The organism is Oceanobacillus sp. GQ8, from assembly GCF_059758495.1.
In genome coordinates this window covers 648286-663741 of record NZ_JCAXEV010000003.1, presented here as the reverse complement: position 1 = coordinate 663741, position 15456 = coordinate 648286, and the positions used below count along the sequence as shown (strand labels likewise).

At 38.9% G+C, this 15456-nt stretch carries 18 protein-coding genes and 1 riboswitch; of the genes, 6 read left to right on the top strand and 12 right to left on the bottom strand.

The window, feature by feature from the left end; all coding sequences use genetic code 11:
- Positions 1–2 precede the first annotated feature (2 nt).
- Positions 3–512, top strand: a complete 510-nt coding sequence (locus tag AC6CHS_RS12130; protein ID WP_498236387.1) for a phosphatidylglycerophosphatase A family protein — start codon at positions 3–5, stop codon at positions 510–512.
- Positions 513–580: 68 nt separating this feature from the next.
- Here the strand turns inward: AC6CHS_RS12130 and nucF are convergent, their stop codons facing one another.
- Positions 581–1354, bottom strand: coding sequence for a 5' nucleotidase NucF (nucF, locus tag AC6CHS_RS12125; protein ID WP_498236385.1), 774 nt, complete (start codon positions 1352–1354; stop codon positions 581–583).
- A gap of 46 nt (positions 1355–1400) precedes the next feature.
- Positions 1401–1841, bottom strand: coding sequence for a DUF86 domain-containing protein (locus tag AC6CHS_RS12120; RefSeq protein WP_498236383.1), 441 nt, complete (start codon positions 1839–1841; stop codon positions 1401–1403).
- Positions 1842–1982: 141 nt separating this feature from the next.
- Here AC6CHS_RS12120 and AC6CHS_RS12115 point away from each other — a divergent pair, with 141 nt between their 5' ends.
- Genes AC6CHS_RS12115 through AC6CHS_RS12105 form a run of 3 tightly spaced genes read left to right on the top strand, consistent with a single transcriptional unit; the run spans position 1983 to position 4055 of the window.
- Positions 1983–2252, top strand: coding sequence for an SAV0927 family protein (locus tag AC6CHS_RS12115; protein WP_498236381.1), 270 nt, complete (start codon positions 1983–1985; stop codon positions 2250–2252).
- Positions 2253–2288: 36 nt separating this feature from the next.
- Complete coding sequence (locus tag AC6CHS_RS12110; RefSeq protein WP_498236379.1) at positions 2289–3740, top strand: amidase; 1452 nt, start codon at positions 2289–2291, stop codon at positions 3738–3740.
- Between the two features lie 60 nt (positions 3741–3800).
- Positions 3801–4055, top strand: a complete 255-nt coding sequence (locus AC6CHS_RS12105; RefSeq protein WP_443148868.1) for a hypothetical protein — start codon at positions 3801–3803, stop codon at positions 4053–4055.
- Positions 4056–4201: 146 nt separating this feature from the next.
- Here AC6CHS_RS12105 and AC6CHS_RS12100 read toward each other — a convergent pair whose 3' ends face one another.
- Positions 4202–4501, bottom strand: a complete 300-nt coding sequence (locus tag AC6CHS_RS12100; protein WP_498236377.1) for a YutD family protein — start codon at positions 4499–4501, stop codon at positions 4202–4204.
- Between the two features lie 129 nt (positions 4502–4630).
- Here AC6CHS_RS12100 and AC6CHS_RS12095 point away from each other — a divergent pair, with 129 nt between their 5' ends.
- Together AC6CHS_RS12095 and AC6CHS_RS12090 are read left to right on the top strand one after the other, a co-directional pair.
- A complete protein-coding gene (locus AC6CHS_RS12095; protein ID WP_498236375.1) occupies positions 4631–5218 on the top strand; it encodes a YhcN/YlaJ family sporulation lipoprotein in 588 nt (195 codons plus the stop codon).
- A 114-nt stretch (positions 5219–5332) separates the two neighbouring features.
- Positions 5333–6292 (top strand): M23 family metallopeptidase, encoded by a 960-nt coding sequence (locus tag AC6CHS_RS12090; protein WP_498236373.1) that lies wholly within the window; start codon positions 5333–5335, stop codon positions 6290–6292.
- A gap of 75 nt (positions 6293–6367) precedes the next feature.
- On the opposite strand, the gene AC6CHS_RS12085 is transcribed toward AC6CHS_RS12090, so the two are convergent.
- The 9 genes from AC6CHS_RS12085 to AC6CHS_RS12045 form a co-directional block, all read right to left on the bottom strand.
- Complete coding sequence (locus AC6CHS_RS12085; RefSeq protein ID WP_119575406.1) at positions 6368–6466, bottom strand: methionine/alanine import family NSS transporter small subunit; 99 nt, start codon at positions 6464–6466, stop codon at positions 6368–6370.
- Between the two features lies 1 nt (position 6467).
- Positions 6468–8000 carry a sodium-dependent transporter gene (locus tag AC6CHS_RS12080; RefSeq protein WP_498236371.1) on the bottom strand — a complete coding sequence of 511 codons (1533 nt, stop codon included), beginning with the start codon at positions 7998–8000 and terminating at the stop codon, positions 6468–6470.
- 316 nt (positions 8001–8316) lie between these two features.
- Positions 8317–9876: a Na+/H+ antiporter NhaC family protein gene (locus tag AC6CHS_RS12075; protein ID WP_498236369.1), complete on the bottom strand. Its 1560-nt coding sequence runs from the start codon at positions 9874–9876 to the stop codon at positions 8317–8319.
- A gap of 165 nt (positions 9877–10041) precedes the next feature.
- Positions 10042–10217, bottom strand: a riboswitch (Lysine riboswitch).
- A 51-nt stretch (positions 10218–10268) separates the two neighbouring features.
- The gene (gene yunB / locus AC6CHS_RS12070) at positions 10269–11060 is read right to left on the bottom strand and encodes a sporulation protein YunB (RefSeq protein WP_498236367.1); all 792 of its coding nucleotides are present in this window, start codon (positions 11058–11060) and stop codon (positions 10269–10271) included.
- Between the two features lie 58 nt (positions 11061–11118).
- Positions 11119–12204, bottom strand: a complete 1086-nt coding sequence (locus tag AC6CHS_RS12065) for an HD-GYP domain-containing protein (protein WP_498236365.1) — start codon at positions 12202–12204, stop codon at positions 11119–11121.
- A gap of 198 nt (positions 12205–12402) precedes the next feature.
- Positions 12403–12705: a YunC family protein gene (locus AC6CHS_RS12060; RefSeq protein ID WP_498236363.1), complete on the bottom strand. Its 303-nt coding sequence runs from the start codon at positions 12703–12705 to the stop codon at positions 12403–12405.
- Entirely contained in the window at positions 12702–13058 is a 357-nt protein-coding gene (locus AC6CHS_RS12055) for a hypothetical protein (protein WP_498236362.1), read from the bottom strand. Before AC6CHS_RS12055 ends, AC6CHS_RS12060 begins: the two co-directional genes overlap by 4 nt.
- Before the next feature lie 58 nt (positions 13059–13116).
- A complete protein-coding gene (locus AC6CHS_RS12050; protein ID WP_498236360.1) occupies positions 13117–14520 on the bottom strand; it encodes a bifunctional metallophosphatase/5'-nucleotidase in 1404 nt (467 codons plus the stop codon).
- A gap of 12 nt (positions 14521–14532) precedes the next feature.
- Entirely contained in the window at positions 14533–15348 is an 816-nt protein-coding gene (locus AC6CHS_RS12045) for a sulfite exporter TauE/SafE family protein (RefSeq protein WP_498236358.1), read from the bottom strand.
- Positions 15349–15456: the final 108 nt, after the last annotated feature.

The following is a 15456-nucleotide window of genomic DNA, read 5'->3' as shown; positions in this document are numbered from 1 at the left end:
ACATGGATGCAAATACGAATCAAAGTGAACTTGAACTCAAAGCAAGACAATGGCTAACGCAGCGTGGTGTAACTTTAGATGATATCGCTGAACTGGTCTATTACTTACAATCTAAATATCACGATAATTTAAGCATGGAGGACTGTAGACATAACGTAGACAGAGTGTTGACGAAAAGAGAAGTTCAAAATGCCATCCTTACTGGTATTCAGTTAGACGTATTAGCCGAGAAAAAACAACTAGAAGAACCATTGCAAAAGACGATAGAAGTTGATGAAAGTTTATATGGAGTAGATGAGATTATTGCCCTTTCCATAGTAAATGTATACGGTTCTATCGGTTTTACGAATTATGGTTATATTGATAAACAGAAACCAGGAATACTAAAAAAGTTAAACGATAAATCAACCGGTGAGTGCCACACTTTCCTTGATGATATTGTTGGAGCAATTGCTGCCGCTGCTTCGAGCAGACTAGCACATGCAACAGGTGACAGTGATATAGTGGACTAGATTCTATTAAGAATATACGTACCATACTGAAAAACAGGAGGCCCGTTTTAAAAGGGCACTCCTGTTTTTTATATCTTTTCGATCCATTCATTTAGGCTGTGTACATAATAAGTAGGCTTTGTTGCAAAGCTGTTCATTTCCTCAAATGGAGTGACGCCTGTAAACACCATTAACGTGTCAAGGCCTGCTCGAATGCCTGCTTGAATGTCTGTTTGATAATTATCCCCAACCATTATGGTTTCTTCTTTGGTTGTCCCAAGGATTTCTAGTGCTTGTTCCATTATAATTTTTTCTGGTTTCCCTATAAAAGTTGGTGTGACACCTGTACTTACAGTCACAACTGATGTTAGGGAGCCATTCCCTGGAAGTAATCCTCGTTCAGTTGGTATTGCTATATCCCCATTTGTGGAAATAAAGGTTGCGCCATTCCGGACAGCTAAACAAGCTTTTGCAAATTTCTCATAAGTTACTTCACGGTCAATCCCTACTACAACAAAATCACACTTATCATCATCGGTTATTGTCAGCCCTTCTGCCTCCAGCGCTGATTTCACCCCTTCTTCCCCAATCACATAACAGGAAGCATTCTCCTTCCATTCTTTTATGTATTTAGCAGTAGCTAGACTAGTTGTTACAACCTGCTCAGATGTAGCATAAATACCAAGATAATTTAGTTTCTCTGCTACCTCTGCCTGTGTTTTCGAAGAATTATTTGTTACGAATAAATAAGGGATCTCTTTTGCTCGTAATGTGTCAATAAAGCCAGCAGCTTCCGCAATTGGCTCCTTACCTAAATACATTGTTCCATCAAGGTCAATTAAATAACCTTTATAATTTTTCATCCATTGACTTCCTCTCTTCACATGTTAGCTGTTGTATTTATGTCTGTTATTCTTCATTCGAGAAGGCATGAGCTACCCCAAGTTCATTATCAAGGTATTTTCGTATGTGGGTATGAAATTGACTTAATTGCACCATATTTGTGGAAAAGGCTAGATAAACCTCTTGATGATTAACGTTCACGTAATCAACAACAAGCATTTTTCTTAGTCCAATAACTCGCTTGTATGGATCACCATCTTCATTAGGTAACACGTTTTCATCAAGCAATATATCGATAATATCTTCATAACTTCCTGGGTCTCGCATGATAAACCCATCTATCATCATATTTCCAACATCCAGTATGGCTTCAATCGAAACATGTCCTATTCTTTCTATAGCCAATTTCTGCTGTACTGTTTCGTACTTCATTTCCTTCAATTCTGTTAGCATACTATCTAAATAGTTCAGACGCTGCTCTATCTTACTTCTGTCTACAAAGTACATTCTATTGACTCCTTTTAATATGATTCGTCTATAGTTAAACATTAAATTTGTATACTAATATTTTAGCATATTACACATGATATCGAGATACAAACGTGTTATAGTTAAGGAAATGTCAAAATAATGGAAAAGAGGCCGCAAATGGGAACTAAATTTGAAATACTAAAAGATGAGACGAAAACAAAAGAATTAAGGTATATTAGTTTTATGGGCAATTATCAACGCTATGATTTTGCCCTCATGAATCATGAGGAAGATCCAGATAAAACGGTTGTAATACATTTACAGAAAAATCGTTTTATCGTGGTTGGAAAAGAAGATCTTGATAACAATCGCGATGTGGAACATGTTCTTCATGAAACAGCGATGGAAGCTGATGAAGTTCGCGCATTTTTAAAAGAAGTACTGTAAAAATTAACAGGTGAAGTTGCCTAAGGAGAAAACAAAATGGAGAGTATTGATTCTGTCTTAAAAGAGAAGTTACTAAAGATGGACGCCACAGCCTTGGCAGAATGGATTAAAAGTAGAAAAGTGACAAGTAGTGAAGTGGTATCTATTTATATAGAACAGCAAAAAAAAGTTAATCCCTCTATTAACGCAGTAGTAGAGGATCGCTATGAACTCGCTTTGAAGGAAGCTAAATCGCTTGATGAAAAAAGGCATACACTTAAACAGCTACCACCATTATATGGTGTGCCGATAACTGTCAAGGAATCACTTCACGTAGCCGGAATGAAGACAACAAGCGGGTTGGAACATCGCCAGGATTTAATTTCCAGAGAAGACGCACCTGCAATTACCAGGTTACAAAACGCAGGCGCAATTATTTTAGGTAAAACAAATACACCGGCACTTTGCTTTAACCAGGAAACCGATAATCGACTCTATGGCAGGACGAATAATCCATGGGACCTTACACGAACAGCAGGAGGATCAAGCGGCGGTGAAGGGGCAATTCTTGCTGCAGGGGGATCACCAGCAGGAATTGGTTCTGATATTGGCGGGTCCATACGTTTTCCTGCTCACTTCAATGGCGTACTTGGCTTTAAACCAGGTATGCAAAGAGGCTCCTCTGCAGGCCATTACCCATCTGCAACTACTCCTTTACAGGAAAGAATGCTGACAATCGGACCGATGGGTAGATCTGTCCGCGACATGGAGTTGTTATATTCCGTACTATCACCACATTCTACTGCGAATCGTTATTTACAGTTTTTTAAAATTGAAGTTCTTCCGGGCACCGTCAATTACCCGCTTTCCGAAAAAACAATGGAGATGATGGACAATATCGAGAAATTTCTTACGGAGTCTTTCTCCACAAATCGATTTATCCCACCATATTTTGAAGAAAGCTCCCAGCTTTGGCTAGAAATGTTGGCGAGTGAAGGCAGTGAGCTTATTGAGAAGTCAGCATACCATAACGATCGCTCCAATCTTGTAAAAGCTTTTCTTAGAGAAAAGATAACCAACCGTGCATCCGTTGATCCCTATCTAACCATGGGAATTCTCGGTTCAAAGCTTTTCAGGCCATCAAAGAGCAGAGTGAAAGAAATTAAGAAAACCTTGGCTCAAGGTGATGTCTTTCTTTCGGAGTACTTGCATAACCGTTTACTCCTCTTCCCTGTCTATCATACAAGTGCGCTAAAGCATGGTAAAGTTTATAAAGAGATATTCTCTTTGCGCAGAACATTTCTTAAATTTATGCCGTTCGTTGCTTATGCAAATGTTTGGGGCTTGCCGTCCTTAACCGTTCCAATAGGGAACGATGAGAATGATATGCCAATTAGCATACAAGTCATATCAGCAAATGGAAACGAGGATGCGATCTTCCGTTTAGGCAAAATTCTTGAGAAGAAATTCAGAGGATATGTATCCGCACAGCCAACTGAATATCGGTAAGATTTGGAACGGTTCAAATATCGCTTTCCTTCATAAAGTAGGATGGAGGAGAGTGGAAAAATGTCACGTGAGCCAAAGGGTAAATATAGTGATTTTACTAATGCAAGGGATAGACAAAAAAAGCTTATCCCTGAAGAGTTTCCAGAGGGAGCGTTTGGATCTCCAATTAATGAATCCGAACCTGTTTCAGGTAAATCCACTCCATGGGAAGAAGGTCAGTACAGGGAAAGTGCATTTGTGTACCCAGATAAGTCAATGCATAAGGACGTGCCACGTCAAGCACCAACTTCCCATCCTACACAAAAAAAGGAGTAGCACAATTGCTACTTCTTTTTTTACACATTAGGAAAGTATAAAATTTTACCTAGGAATAAATATCACCGTAGTTAAAATTTTGAATTCACAAGTATTAGAAAAACGTACATTCGCTGAAATACGAGCGAATGTATTTTTCTAATGTGTTATTCCTCCGTCTTTTTCGACTTCGCACCTTTTATCTTTTGAAGCACAAAATAGGCGCAACCGAAATTACAGTACTCGTAAAGATAGTCGTCAAGCGCGCCAATTTTAGCATCCAATGAAGCTTTGTGATTCTGATCGCTATAAAATCCTTTTAGCCGTAATTGATCATAGCCCCAATCACCGACAATGTAGTCATATTTCGAAAGGATATCAGAATGACGTTCATTTAGTGCTTTTTCATCAAAACCCTCTTTAATATTTTCAATCAACTCATACTGTTTCCCATTTATTTCAATCATCGCTTTCCCTCCACATATTGTAATAAGTTTATCACATTCACCCTTATGGAAACCAGAAATAATTTCATGCATGAATTTCGTAGAGAATTGCAAACTAAAAGAGAAACAAAATTGAAAAGGAGCAATCACATGAAAATAAACCATTTTGTAATTGGCGCTCTCACTTTGTTTAGCCTAAGTGCATGTGGAACTAATGATAACGCCATGGATGAGCGTGATGATGTTGTTGACCAGCTTGACCCATCGGTAGAGCAACAATCCGCTGAAGACGAAGAATTAAATGACAGACTTGGCTATGTTCATTATACAAAAGATCAGGTAAACAATGATGATGAAATGGAGCATGGTGTTTCCATCGATCGTACGCAAGTTGCAAATGTTATTACTCGTATTGCATTACGCGGGGAAGGACTAGAGCAAGTTGCAACACTTGTTACGGATGAAGAAGTACTCATTGCTTATGAAAAGTCTGATGATGTAGACGAGAAAGAAGCCGCAAATATTGCAAGAAAAACAGCGCAATCCGTTATACCACAATATTATGAAATATATGTCTCCGATAATGAAAGCTTAATCAACGACATACAAAGCTTGCATAATTCCCGTACTACTGACGGTAGTTATGAGAATACCATTGATCAAATTATAAAAGAGATGGAAAAATCACCACAGGGTAAAGAAGATAATTTAAAAGAAGAAATGAAAAATCAAGAATAAATGCAATATATGGAAGGATCCTCTGTAAATACCAAGAGGATCCTTTTGTTATATGAATAGAATTCCTCTTCCTAACTAAAAATAACGCTATTCTAAGTAAAAGGGTGAACAACATTGTACTATCGATACCTCTATCCAGGTTTCCTTCTTATCTTCCTTATATTGTTTACTGGCAGTACAGTTCATGCCGAAGCAGATAAAGATATATACAAAGAGCGGATGGCCTTATTTAAAAAAACTGAAGCACTCACACAAATACCATGGCACTTTTTTGCGGCTATGGATAATTTTGAACGCAACATTAAAAAAGAAGATGAAGGAAAAGTTATATCAATTGAGATACCAGCTGAAATATGGTATGGATTAGGCAACAGTTCTATGATACAAGATGAAAACCTAATTACGTTCTTTAACGGAAAAGGTAAGGATGGAGATGGGGACAAACTCGCGGATCCTGATAACCCAGAAGATATTCTCCATACCATTGCTAACTACATGTTAGAATACGGTCAAACAGATGAGGATATTAAAATCGCGTTATGGAATTATTATAAGCGTGATTTGTCAGTCCAGACGATAATGAACACGGCCAAGGTTTTTAAAACTTACCAGGAGATTAATTTGACAGATAGAGACTTCCCAGTTTCTACTGATTACAATTACAGCTACCGTAGCACATGGGGAGATAGACGTGGTTTTGGTGGGTTGCGCATCCATGAAGGAACTGATATTTTTGCCGGATATGGGACTCCTGTCAAATCAACCACATATGGTGTTATTGAGCTAATGGGATGGAACTTATACGGTGGGTGGCGTATAGGTATACGAGACATTTACAATATATATCATTATTATGGCCATATGAGTGGATATCAAGATGACATTCAAGTTGGACAAGTAGTAAAGCCTGGAGATGTGTTAGGTAGTGTAGGTTCTACAGGGTATGGCCCCCCGGGTACTTCTGGTAAGTTTCCTCCACATTTGCACTATGGCATGTATAAGGACAACGGATACAGCGAATGGTCTTTTGATCCCTACCCTTTCTTGAAGAAATGGGAAAGAATGGCCAAATAGTAACTGGAAAGACGAAGAAATGACGATAAGGGTAAAAAAAAGAGAGCCATTTGTGTAAATGGCTCTCTTCGTTGTTTATTTTGATTTTTTTACAGCATATGTGATACTTGCCGCCAATCCACCCCATATGACAATCATACCAAGGATCATAACAAAGATAGCACCTGCAGTCATATTATTTTGCCTCCTTAGCTTTAGCTTCCGCTTCAGCACGGTTATTGCCTTTCCACTTCGTAAGAGAAAGGATAATCCCTATTACTAACGCACCTGCCGCAACCGACCAGCCTGCATATATAATAAATGCATCAGAATACCCTTCATAGTTTCCGGTTGGCGTATCGAACTTTCTAAGCAGATTTTGTGCAAATAGTTGGTACATTTGATATCCCAGTACAATTGGCGTTATAACAGTTAAGCAAATACTCCACCAAGAACCTAGTCGAATATCGGAAATTTCGTTAGCATGGTCTTTCAAATCTTTTACTTGTCTTAATATCCATGCAACCAAGATCACTTCTACAAGACCAAGCAGAGCCACACCGAACTGGTTAATGAAATAATCTGCTGCGTCAAGGAAGTTTAGCCCACCTTGTGTAGAGAATATAACTGAAATTAATGCGGCTAACCCTCCACCAAAAAATACAGCTTTTGTCCTAGAAATTTTGAACTTATCCACAAGACCGGCAACATAAGTTTCCGTTATGGACATTAACGATGTTAGACCCGCAAGTACGAGTGATGCGAAGAATAGGAAACCAAACAGTCCGTTTAACCCAGGGAATTCATTAATAATTGCCGGGAATACAACGAACGCTAACCCTACTCCGCCAGCTACAACCTCATCAACACCTACTCCAGATTGAGCAGCCATAAATCCTAATACAGAGAAAACTCCAATCCCTGCAAGCAGCTCAAAGCTTGAATTACCAAAGCCAACGATAAACGCATTATTCGTTAAATCGGATTTTTTTGGCAAGTAGCTAGCATACGTAATCATGATAGCGAAGGCAATCGAAAGACTAAAGAAGATCTGTCCATATGCCGCAACCCAAACGTCTGGTGATAGGATCGTACTAAAATCTGGTGCAAAGAATGCCTGTAACCCGTCAATGGCTCCAGGAAGGGTTACTGCACGGATAACAATAATAAGGAAAATAATGACCAATGCAGGAATAAAGATCCTGTTCGCAATTTCAATACCCTTCTTAACGCCTTTAAATAAGATTCCAAGTACTAACACCCATACGATAACAAGTGGAATCAATACGCCTGGAACAATTCCACCTATTTCACCAGGGGCAGCTAACTTTAAATAATCATTGAATAAAAAGCTTTCCGTATCTGACCCCCAATTCTGGTTAAAAGCAAACACAGAATACGACATAGCCCAAGCTACAATAACGGAATAGTAGGTGGAAATAACAAATGCGACAAGTACTGCCCACCAACCAATGAATTCGGACTTCTTACTCGTCCGACTAAATGTTAGCGGTGCTGAGCCACGATGCTTGTGCCCCATCGTAAATTCCATAATCAAAATCGGTATCCCTGCTGTAAGTAGTGCAAATAAGTATGGGATAAAAAATGCTCCACCACCGTTTTCATAGGCAACAGTTGGAAAACGCCAGATGTTCCCAAGCCCGATAGCAGAACCGACAGCTGCTAGAATAAAGCCAGCCCGTGTCCCCCAGTTAGAACGTGATTCCATAATAAGACCTCCCCTTTTTTATTCCTTTCTTCGATTAATTGTATGTCCTGCATAAGAAAGGAATGTTTAAAATGTTTGTTTTTTTCAGATATTTATGTTTGTATTATAAAGGTACAAACTACCTATGTCAAAGGAATTCTTATCCTATTCCTTTTTTGTCCCAAGAATGTTGCTATGTTCTCCCAAAATAAAAATGAACGACCTTCCGGTACATTATAGAACCGAAAAGTCGTTCAGCTTCAATAGCTTCAATATATTATTAAGGAAACCTTTTTATAAAGAATTTCTTCATTTTAAGAAAATGCTCGAATTCCCTTTACTCTTTTTGAGTAGCTGTTTTGGTTAGGAAATTCAAGAAGATACTAATTAAGATTATAATCAAGAGCGTGATTAACAGTGGCAGCCATACTTGATTCATTAACCCAATTAATAAATATCCAATGCTTGCAGCAACGGCTACAATGATAGCATAAGGAAGCTGTGTTAGCACATGATCAATATGGTTGCTTCCCGCCCCTGTAGACGAAAGAATAGTTGTATCAGATATTGGTGTACAATGATCACCGAAGACTGAACCGGCAAGCACTGCTGCCAGCGATGGTAACAACATTGTTGTATCTGTTACTGCCGCTACCTCTGCTGCAATTGGTAGCATGATGCCAAATGTTCCCCATGAAGTCCCAGTTGCCAGCGCCATAAACCCGGAGATCAGGAAGAATAATAGCGGCAGCATCGACGAACTTATAGAAGCGTCATTTACTAATTGAGCCAAGTACTGACCTGTCTCCAACGTTCCAATTATGGAACCGATCATCCAAGCTAATACAAGAATATAGATAGCAGGAAGCATTGTTTTCAAGCCTTCCACGATTACTCTAACTAAATTTTCTTTTGGTTTACTTTGCTGAAGATGGAACAAAAGAGCAGTAAGCACAGCAGCAACCCCACCAACAAATAACGATAAGTTAACATTAGTATTAGAGAAAATGGTTAGGATGGTCACATTAGACCCTGATTCAGCTGCCCCTGTATAAATCATTGCAAGGACGGTTGCGAGAATTAATACCACGATGGGAACTAAAAGATGATAAATTCTCCCGTTTGTATGTGCGGAAATTTTGTCTCCAAGATCCCCTGGTACATTTTTTTGTTCAGGGTCAACTAATTCCCCTGTTTCCATCGCACGCTTTTCATGCGTTCGCATTGGTCCGATATCAAGCTTGAAATAAGCCACAATGAATACGAGTAATACAGCTCCCAAAGCGTATAGATTTAATGGGATCATCTGTATAAAAGCTTCTAATGGGCGAATATCGGTAATCTCATTTGCTGCTAGCAATCCACCAATTATTCCAATGATATAAGCACCCCAGCTAGATATTGGTGATATTACGGTAACCGGAGCTGAAGTAGAATCGATTAAATATGCAAGCTTCGCCCTAGATACTTTATGTCGATCAGTCAATGGTCTCGCTATTTGTCCCACTGCAAGACTGTTAAAATAATCATCAATAAAAATAATCAATCCGAGTACACCTGTCATGGCTTGTGATCCAGTCCGCGTTTTAATTCGATGGATCATCCATTGTCCAAATGCTCTACTGCCCCCTGATGCTTGCAGAAAAGCAGTCATAATACCAAGTAACAATAGGAAACCTAGTAATAGAAGATTCCCAGTATTTAGCGAACCATCTGCAAAAAATATGTTGCTAAAACTCGTGCCAATCTCTTTTAGGGAATCGAGAATAGAAAAATGATGAATAAACAATGCTCCTACTATAATTCCTACTCCAAGTGATACATAAATATTTCGTGTTAGCAATACAAGAACAAGCATAAGTATTGCCGGTATGAGTGAAAATATCGTCCCTTCCATGCTGTTACCTCCGTTATTTTTTTGGTCGGTAGTAAAGGGAAATGTATGAATACCGCAATTGCCAAGTTCTGCCACTGGAATTTATTACCAGTTTATAAAAAGGCACAAAAAAGCAATGACAGAAAATAACCTATCATTGCTTTACAACATACGTTATCCTCCATTTCGATCAATAGTGCTCCATGCACACCTATGCATGACAGTATATCCCTTTTTCAAAGATATACCAGCTATAAATAAGTTTGACCCTTATTATGCTTCGGCAAACAACCCTTTCACCAGCTTTCATCGTTGTCATTCTCCAGCTGATTACTAATATTGCCCGCTCCTCTACCTCACCGATCTGATAAGATTTACTTATTAAATTTTCCTTATCTAATATTACCAGTCTCTTAGTCGTTATTCAAGTCATTTCGTGGAATGGAAATATTTGGACCATCCCCACTACTTTCCCCACCACCACGGTTATAAAATTCTGGAACGTCCCCCATGATAACTTTTGAATCAACATAAACCTTTGTGCTTATTGTTGTTGTTTCGGTTGTGAATGGAACCACTATTTGCACATTAACAGAAACAGGGATATAAATTTCGATTAACGCACCATTAAGTCCAATTTCTCTTTCTTCATATTTAACGTCTGACTGAATACTACCAACTATTTCAAAGTGCACGGGGATTTTCGGACCAAGATTAGAGAGAATTGTACTACCTGTTGCCTGGCCAATTGGAATTTCCACAACTGTTGGGTCCTGATTCGCTAATTCTCCTGGTGTATCTCCATACTCTATAGGGTCCAGATCGGGATCATTTATATCCAAAGTTTCTCCTTTATTCATTCCATAAAGAAAGTACTCCGCCTTATTCGTTGCAATGCGAAGTGCTCTGTTTACAGCGACAGAATTCCAACCTAAAAGAGATACGTTTCCGTTATTATCCATTCTGACATCCATGAGGTCATCAAAACTTATATTTTCTGTAGATTTTACAGCCGCATTAATAGTTCTTGTTGCAAATTCTTCGGTTTTGACAACTGCAATATCCATCAACACTGGCGTAACTTTTTTATCAACAATTACAATGCTAAGTAAAACCATTAGGCCAAATAATACAATTGTAAAAAGAAAAACTGTTTTTGCTGGAGGTGCTGCTCTACTTGTACCATAGCGTTTTCTGAATTTCACGTAAAAAAACCCCCTCAATACAAACTTATGCTTGTATTAAAAGGGCTAGAATTAAATCTTAATCTACCAATACATCTTTTACTGTAACGTTCACAGTACGTTCCAAATCAATTTCATATGGACTAGCGATCGGCTGTCCGTTTTCTTCTAGAATTCGAACAACCGGACGATCACATAAATTAGTGTTTTGCCTTATCACAACACCAATACGGCCATCACTTAATTCGATTGTTAATCCATTTGGGTAGGCAACAACACTCCGCTTAAACGCTTCAATCATTTCTTTATCAAATAAATTTACTGCTCCAGCATAAAGAATTTCCAACCCTTCATGTGGCAACATGGCTTCACGATATACTCGTGAGCTTGTTACCGCATCAAAGACGTCCGCTATTCCAATTACTTTTGCATAAGTATGGATTTCCTCCCCTTGTATGCCTCTCGGATAACCAGACCCATCAAGTCTTTCATGATGCTGGTAAGCACAGTGGGAGATAACTGCCGGCATGTATTGGTGTTTACGAAGGAAATCAAAGCCCACTTGCGTATGCCCTTTAATAATTTCGAATTCTTCATCTGATAACTTATCAGGTTTTTGCAGAATTTTTGGATCAATAAACATTTTTCCAATATCATGTAGCATTGCACCAACGCCGATTTCTGTGAGCTGCTTCGTTGAATAATTTAACTCAACACCTATGGCAAGTGAATAAATCGTCACATTTAAAGAATGTTGAAAAACATAATTATCAGAGACAAAAATATCCGCCAATAGCGACAAGGAATTTTCATTTTCCTGTATGTTACTTAAAATCTGTTCTACTACGTTCGTAAGTTCTTTTGACCTTCTATCCAGTATATAAGAACGTTGCCCCAAACCAGCATTCTTTAGCTCGATAAACGTATCTTTAATCATATTGGTTGCTTCAAGACGTAGCTTATCAGGGATAGTCTGGTCAACTTCTATATCTGGCGTCGTACCATCTTCAATGTATATGTATGTAATGCCATTGTTTAAAAGCCTTCGCAATAGCTTTTCTGTTAAACGCATGCCTTTTTTAATTAAAACCACGCCATTTTCATTGTAAATGGTTTGGGCAAGTATCGTACCTGCATGTATTTTCTTTGTGCTGGTAATTCTCATAATTTCTCCTAACCCCTATCAACAAAGTAAATGACGAAAATGTAAGCTTTAACAAAATTCGGCCTTATTCGACATAAGTCCCACTAAAATAGTACCAAAAATAAGACTAAAATGCTATTAGTTTTGGAAAATTATGTGCATATAGCACCTTCGCTTTTTTATAAATTTAAAATGCCTTCCAAAGTGGAAGACATTCTATCAGGATATTTTTAATAAGGCATCTTTACCAATCATGCCTTCTTCCCACCCATAAACTCTTGATGCATCGGTTATTTTTTCCAATGGTGCATTTAATAAGTCGTCTATCGTACGCACACCAACTGCTCTTCCAGCGATCACATTGCGATCTTTGAGTTTTTCATTTAATACGTCTACATCCAGCGCAGCACACATAATATAACCGACCTCGTTGGATATCATCAGCAAGTTAGTTTTTGGAAGTTCAACACGAATTGCAGTAAAATGCATGCCTTCCACTTCCAGAGGATTGATTGTAATCATTTATGCAAAGCCTCCTTCATCTGGTCCTTACATTTGTATGCAACACAAAGGAGCTTTGACACAATACTTACTAGTTCATAGACTCTTTCCTCTATCGTCTCAGGCAATGGTTTCCCGCTCACAAGCGATATACTCCCGCTCTCAGCGGATGTCTCCTCGCTCACAGGCGATAAACTCCTATTCTCAGCCGATGCCTCCTCACTCATGGGCGATAAAACCCCATTCTCAGCCGATGTTCTCTCACTTACGGGCGATAAAACTCCCTTCTCAGCCGATGTTCTCTCAATCACGGGCGATAACCTAACTCTCACAGCCGATATTTTCTCATCCACGAGCGGATACTTGTTACTCAAATATTCTCCACTCCGTCAAATGTACTCTATAATTCAAGTAGAGAGCTTCGTTAACGATTTAACTTTTCGAGAACTTCTCTTTTAATGTTGTGGCAAGATGGTCCCTTAGAAACTCGGGAAGAAAATAGTCCTTCACTTCAGATTTAGCTACTTCTGGCAGAAGGCGACCAAATGTAAAAGTGTCCGCAGTGGCTATCCTGTACGTTACATCCGATTCCAAGACTTTTCCATCAGGGAGACTTACTTCCTTTACAAATTCCTCGCCATTATCATGAAATGCGGTCTGGACATGCAAACCCGCAAATACCATCCTGCCCAGTACTTCTCCTCTAAAACCGAACCCTTTTAGCTTAAGTTCAGTAAAATCTTTTTTAAAGCATGCTCTAACAACTTCTGTTAATTCAATTCCAGTCATCTCTACCACACATGCATTAATGGGATGAGGACAGACCCGATGAATGTCACCGTAGCTAATATCCCCTGCAGGTAACTGATCTAAAAGTAGACCTGAATTTAACATGGCAATATCTGCGCTTGTCCAATTTTTTATCGTTTCCGTTAATTCCTGCATAATCTTGGTATGTTTAAACCACTGGACATCAATAGACCTCTCCAAATGGACAACCGTTTCACCAAGAATGACATCAGCCTTTTCTGTTAATAAATGCAGTTTTTGTTCTGTTTGTAAGTCTTTAGGCTGGTTTGTAATATCTGTTGCATAGGCCTCTTTAGAAATTACTTTTCCTTTGTCATGATCCCACGTTAAAATAACTTCCCCAATAAAACTGCAATGCTTTCCAGCAGCTGTAATGACGGCATTATTGATATGTTCCCCTGTTCGTAACAAATGGTGGGTATGGCCGCCAATGATTACATCAATATCTTCAAACCTGCGGGCGATCTCTTGGTCCTCACTAAGTCCCAAATGGGATAATAAAATAATGATGTCTGCGGAATCTTTTAGCTCCTCAATACAAGCTTTAAGCATGTCAAAATGTGGGGATACATGCCAATCCAATAGCTCATAAAAGTCATTAAATGGGGCAGTTAGTCCAATAAATCCTGCCTTTATTCCGTTAACTGACTTTATTGTAGTAGTGGGCTTCAGCCAATCTGGCTCTTGACCTTTCAAACTGTGTAAATTAGCACAAACAACTTCAAATTCTGCTTCATCGTAAAGATGAAATAAATCTTGATGGGACAAGGTAATCCCTTCATTATTTCCCATTGTCACGATGTCATAGCCCGCATCATTTAAAAGCTCAACATTTGCTTTCCCCATAAAGGCTTCTGAAATGGGATGTACGCGATCCATATGGTCTCCAATATCTACGACCCAAGTGGAGTCTTTTTCCGTCATACTACTCGCTTTCGCTTCTTTTAAATAAGAAACCACTCGTGGCCACTGTTCAAAATTACTATGTAAATCGTTTGTATAAAATAAATGAATTCGTTCTTGCATTACTCATTCTCCTCACATAAGCCCTTGATAAATCATTCGGATACCAATAACAATCAGCACAATACGTAAAATCCCCTCCAAGGTCTTCCCTGTTAGAAGCTGATTCACTTTTGCTCCAAGCTTGCCACCAATCCAGGCTCCTGGTATGAACAAAAAGGCATATTCCCAGACAATATGGCCCAATGTTATATGGGATCCTGCCCCGATAATACTTACAAAGAAAATCATAAACATGGAAGTTGCAATTGCAATATGTGCTGGCATGCCGAAAAGCAAAATCATTACAGGGACCATAATCGACCCCCCACCTATTCCGAATAAACCGGATAAGGTACCAACTACTAGTGACACAAAAAAGGCAGTCCATATAGGGACATGATAGGTATAGACCTCTCCATTAAGTTCTATCCGTCGGCTACGTTTTCCTTGCAATGTCTTCGGCTGACTTGGATCCCTTTTTAGGAGGAACAGCATAGAGACAACAATTATTAATAAACCAAAGTAAAGTAAAAAGTTGTCTGTTTCTATATACTGATTCAACCATGAACCAATCATACCTCCGGGTACACTTCCCACTAAAAACAATAGTCCCGTCTGATAATCCACCCTACCACTCTTTAAATAAGCGATTGTGGAAGAAAGTGCTGTAAAGACCATCGCGATTAAGGAAATACCGACAACTGACTGAGGGGTAACCCAAGAAAAAGTCTCGGAAATCTGTGATAGGAATAGAAGGCTTGGGATAAGTACAACGCCTCCCCCTAACCCCATTAACGCACCGATAAAAGCCGTAATAATCCCAATTAAAATGCATAGTAAAAATACCATTTATAATCACTACTATCTCTTATATTATCCTTTAATACTAGCACGAAATGCAGAGTTTTCCCAATGAGGAAGCCTGTAAATAATCTTACTTAAACAGTGTACAGCCAG

Excerpts from the sequence above, each read along its gene's own strand:
- AC6CHS_RS12045 (WP_498236358.1), bottom strand. The coding sequence starts at position 15,348 with ATGGTATTTTTACTATGCATTTTAATTGGGATTATTACGGCTTTTATC.
- AC6CHS_RS12130 (WP_498236387.1), top strand. The coding sequence starts at position 3 with ATGGATGCAAATACGAATCAAAGTGAACTTGAACTCAAAGCAAGACAA.
- AC6CHS_RS12100 (WP_498236377.1), bottom strand. The coding sequence starts at position 4,501 with ATGATTGAAATAAATGGGAAACAGTATGAGTTGATTGAAAATATTAAA.
- AC6CHS_RS12115 (WP_498236381.1), top strand. The coding sequence starts at position 1,983 with ATGGGAACTAAATTTGAAATACTAAAAGATGAGACGAAAACAAAAGAA.
- AC6CHS_RS12110 (WP_498236379.1), top strand. The coding sequence starts at position 2,289 with ATGGAGAGTATTGATTCTGTCTTAAAAGAGAAGTTACTAAAGATGGAC.
- AC6CHS_RS12060 (WP_498236363.1), bottom strand. The coding sequence starts at position 12,705 with ATGATTACAATCAATCCTCTGGAAGTGGAAGGCATGCATTTTACTGCA.
- AC6CHS_RS12095 (WP_498236375.1), top strand. The coding sequence starts at position 4,631 with ATGAAAATAAACCATTTTGTAATTGGCGCTCTCACTTTGTTTAGCCTA.
- AC6CHS_RS12080 (WP_498236371.1), bottom strand. The coding sequence starts at position 8,000 with ATGGAATCACGTTCTAACTGGGGGACACGGGCTGGCTTTATTCTAGCA.
- AC6CHS_RS12085 (WP_119575406.1), bottom strand. The coding sequence starts at position 6,466 with ATGACTGCAGGTGCTATCTTTGTTATGATCCTTGGTATGATTGTCATA.
- AC6CHS_RS12105 (WP_443148868.1), top strand. The coding sequence starts at position 3,801 with ATGTCACGTGAGCCAAAGGGTAAATATAGTGATTTTACTAATGCAAGG.
- AC6CHS_RS12075 (WP_498236369.1), bottom strand. The coding sequence starts at position 9,876 with ATGGAAGGGACGATATTTTCACTCATACCGGCAATACTTATGCTTGTT.
- AC6CHS_RS12050 (WP_498236360.1), bottom strand. The coding sequence starts at position 14,520 with ATGCAAGAACGAATTCATTTATTTTATACAAACGATTTACATAGTAAT.
- nucF (WP_498236385.1), bottom strand. The coding sequence starts at position 1,354 with ATGAAAAATTATAAAGGTTATTTAATTGACCTTGATGGAACAATGTAT.
- AC6CHS_RS12120 (WP_498236383.1), bottom strand. The coding sequence starts at position 1,841 with ATGTACTTTGTAGACAGAAGTAAGATAGAGCAGCGTCTGAACTATTTA.
- AC6CHS_RS12065 (WP_498236365.1), bottom strand. The coding sequence starts at position 12,204 with ATGAGAATTACCAGCACAAAGAAAATACATGCAGGTACGATACTTGCC.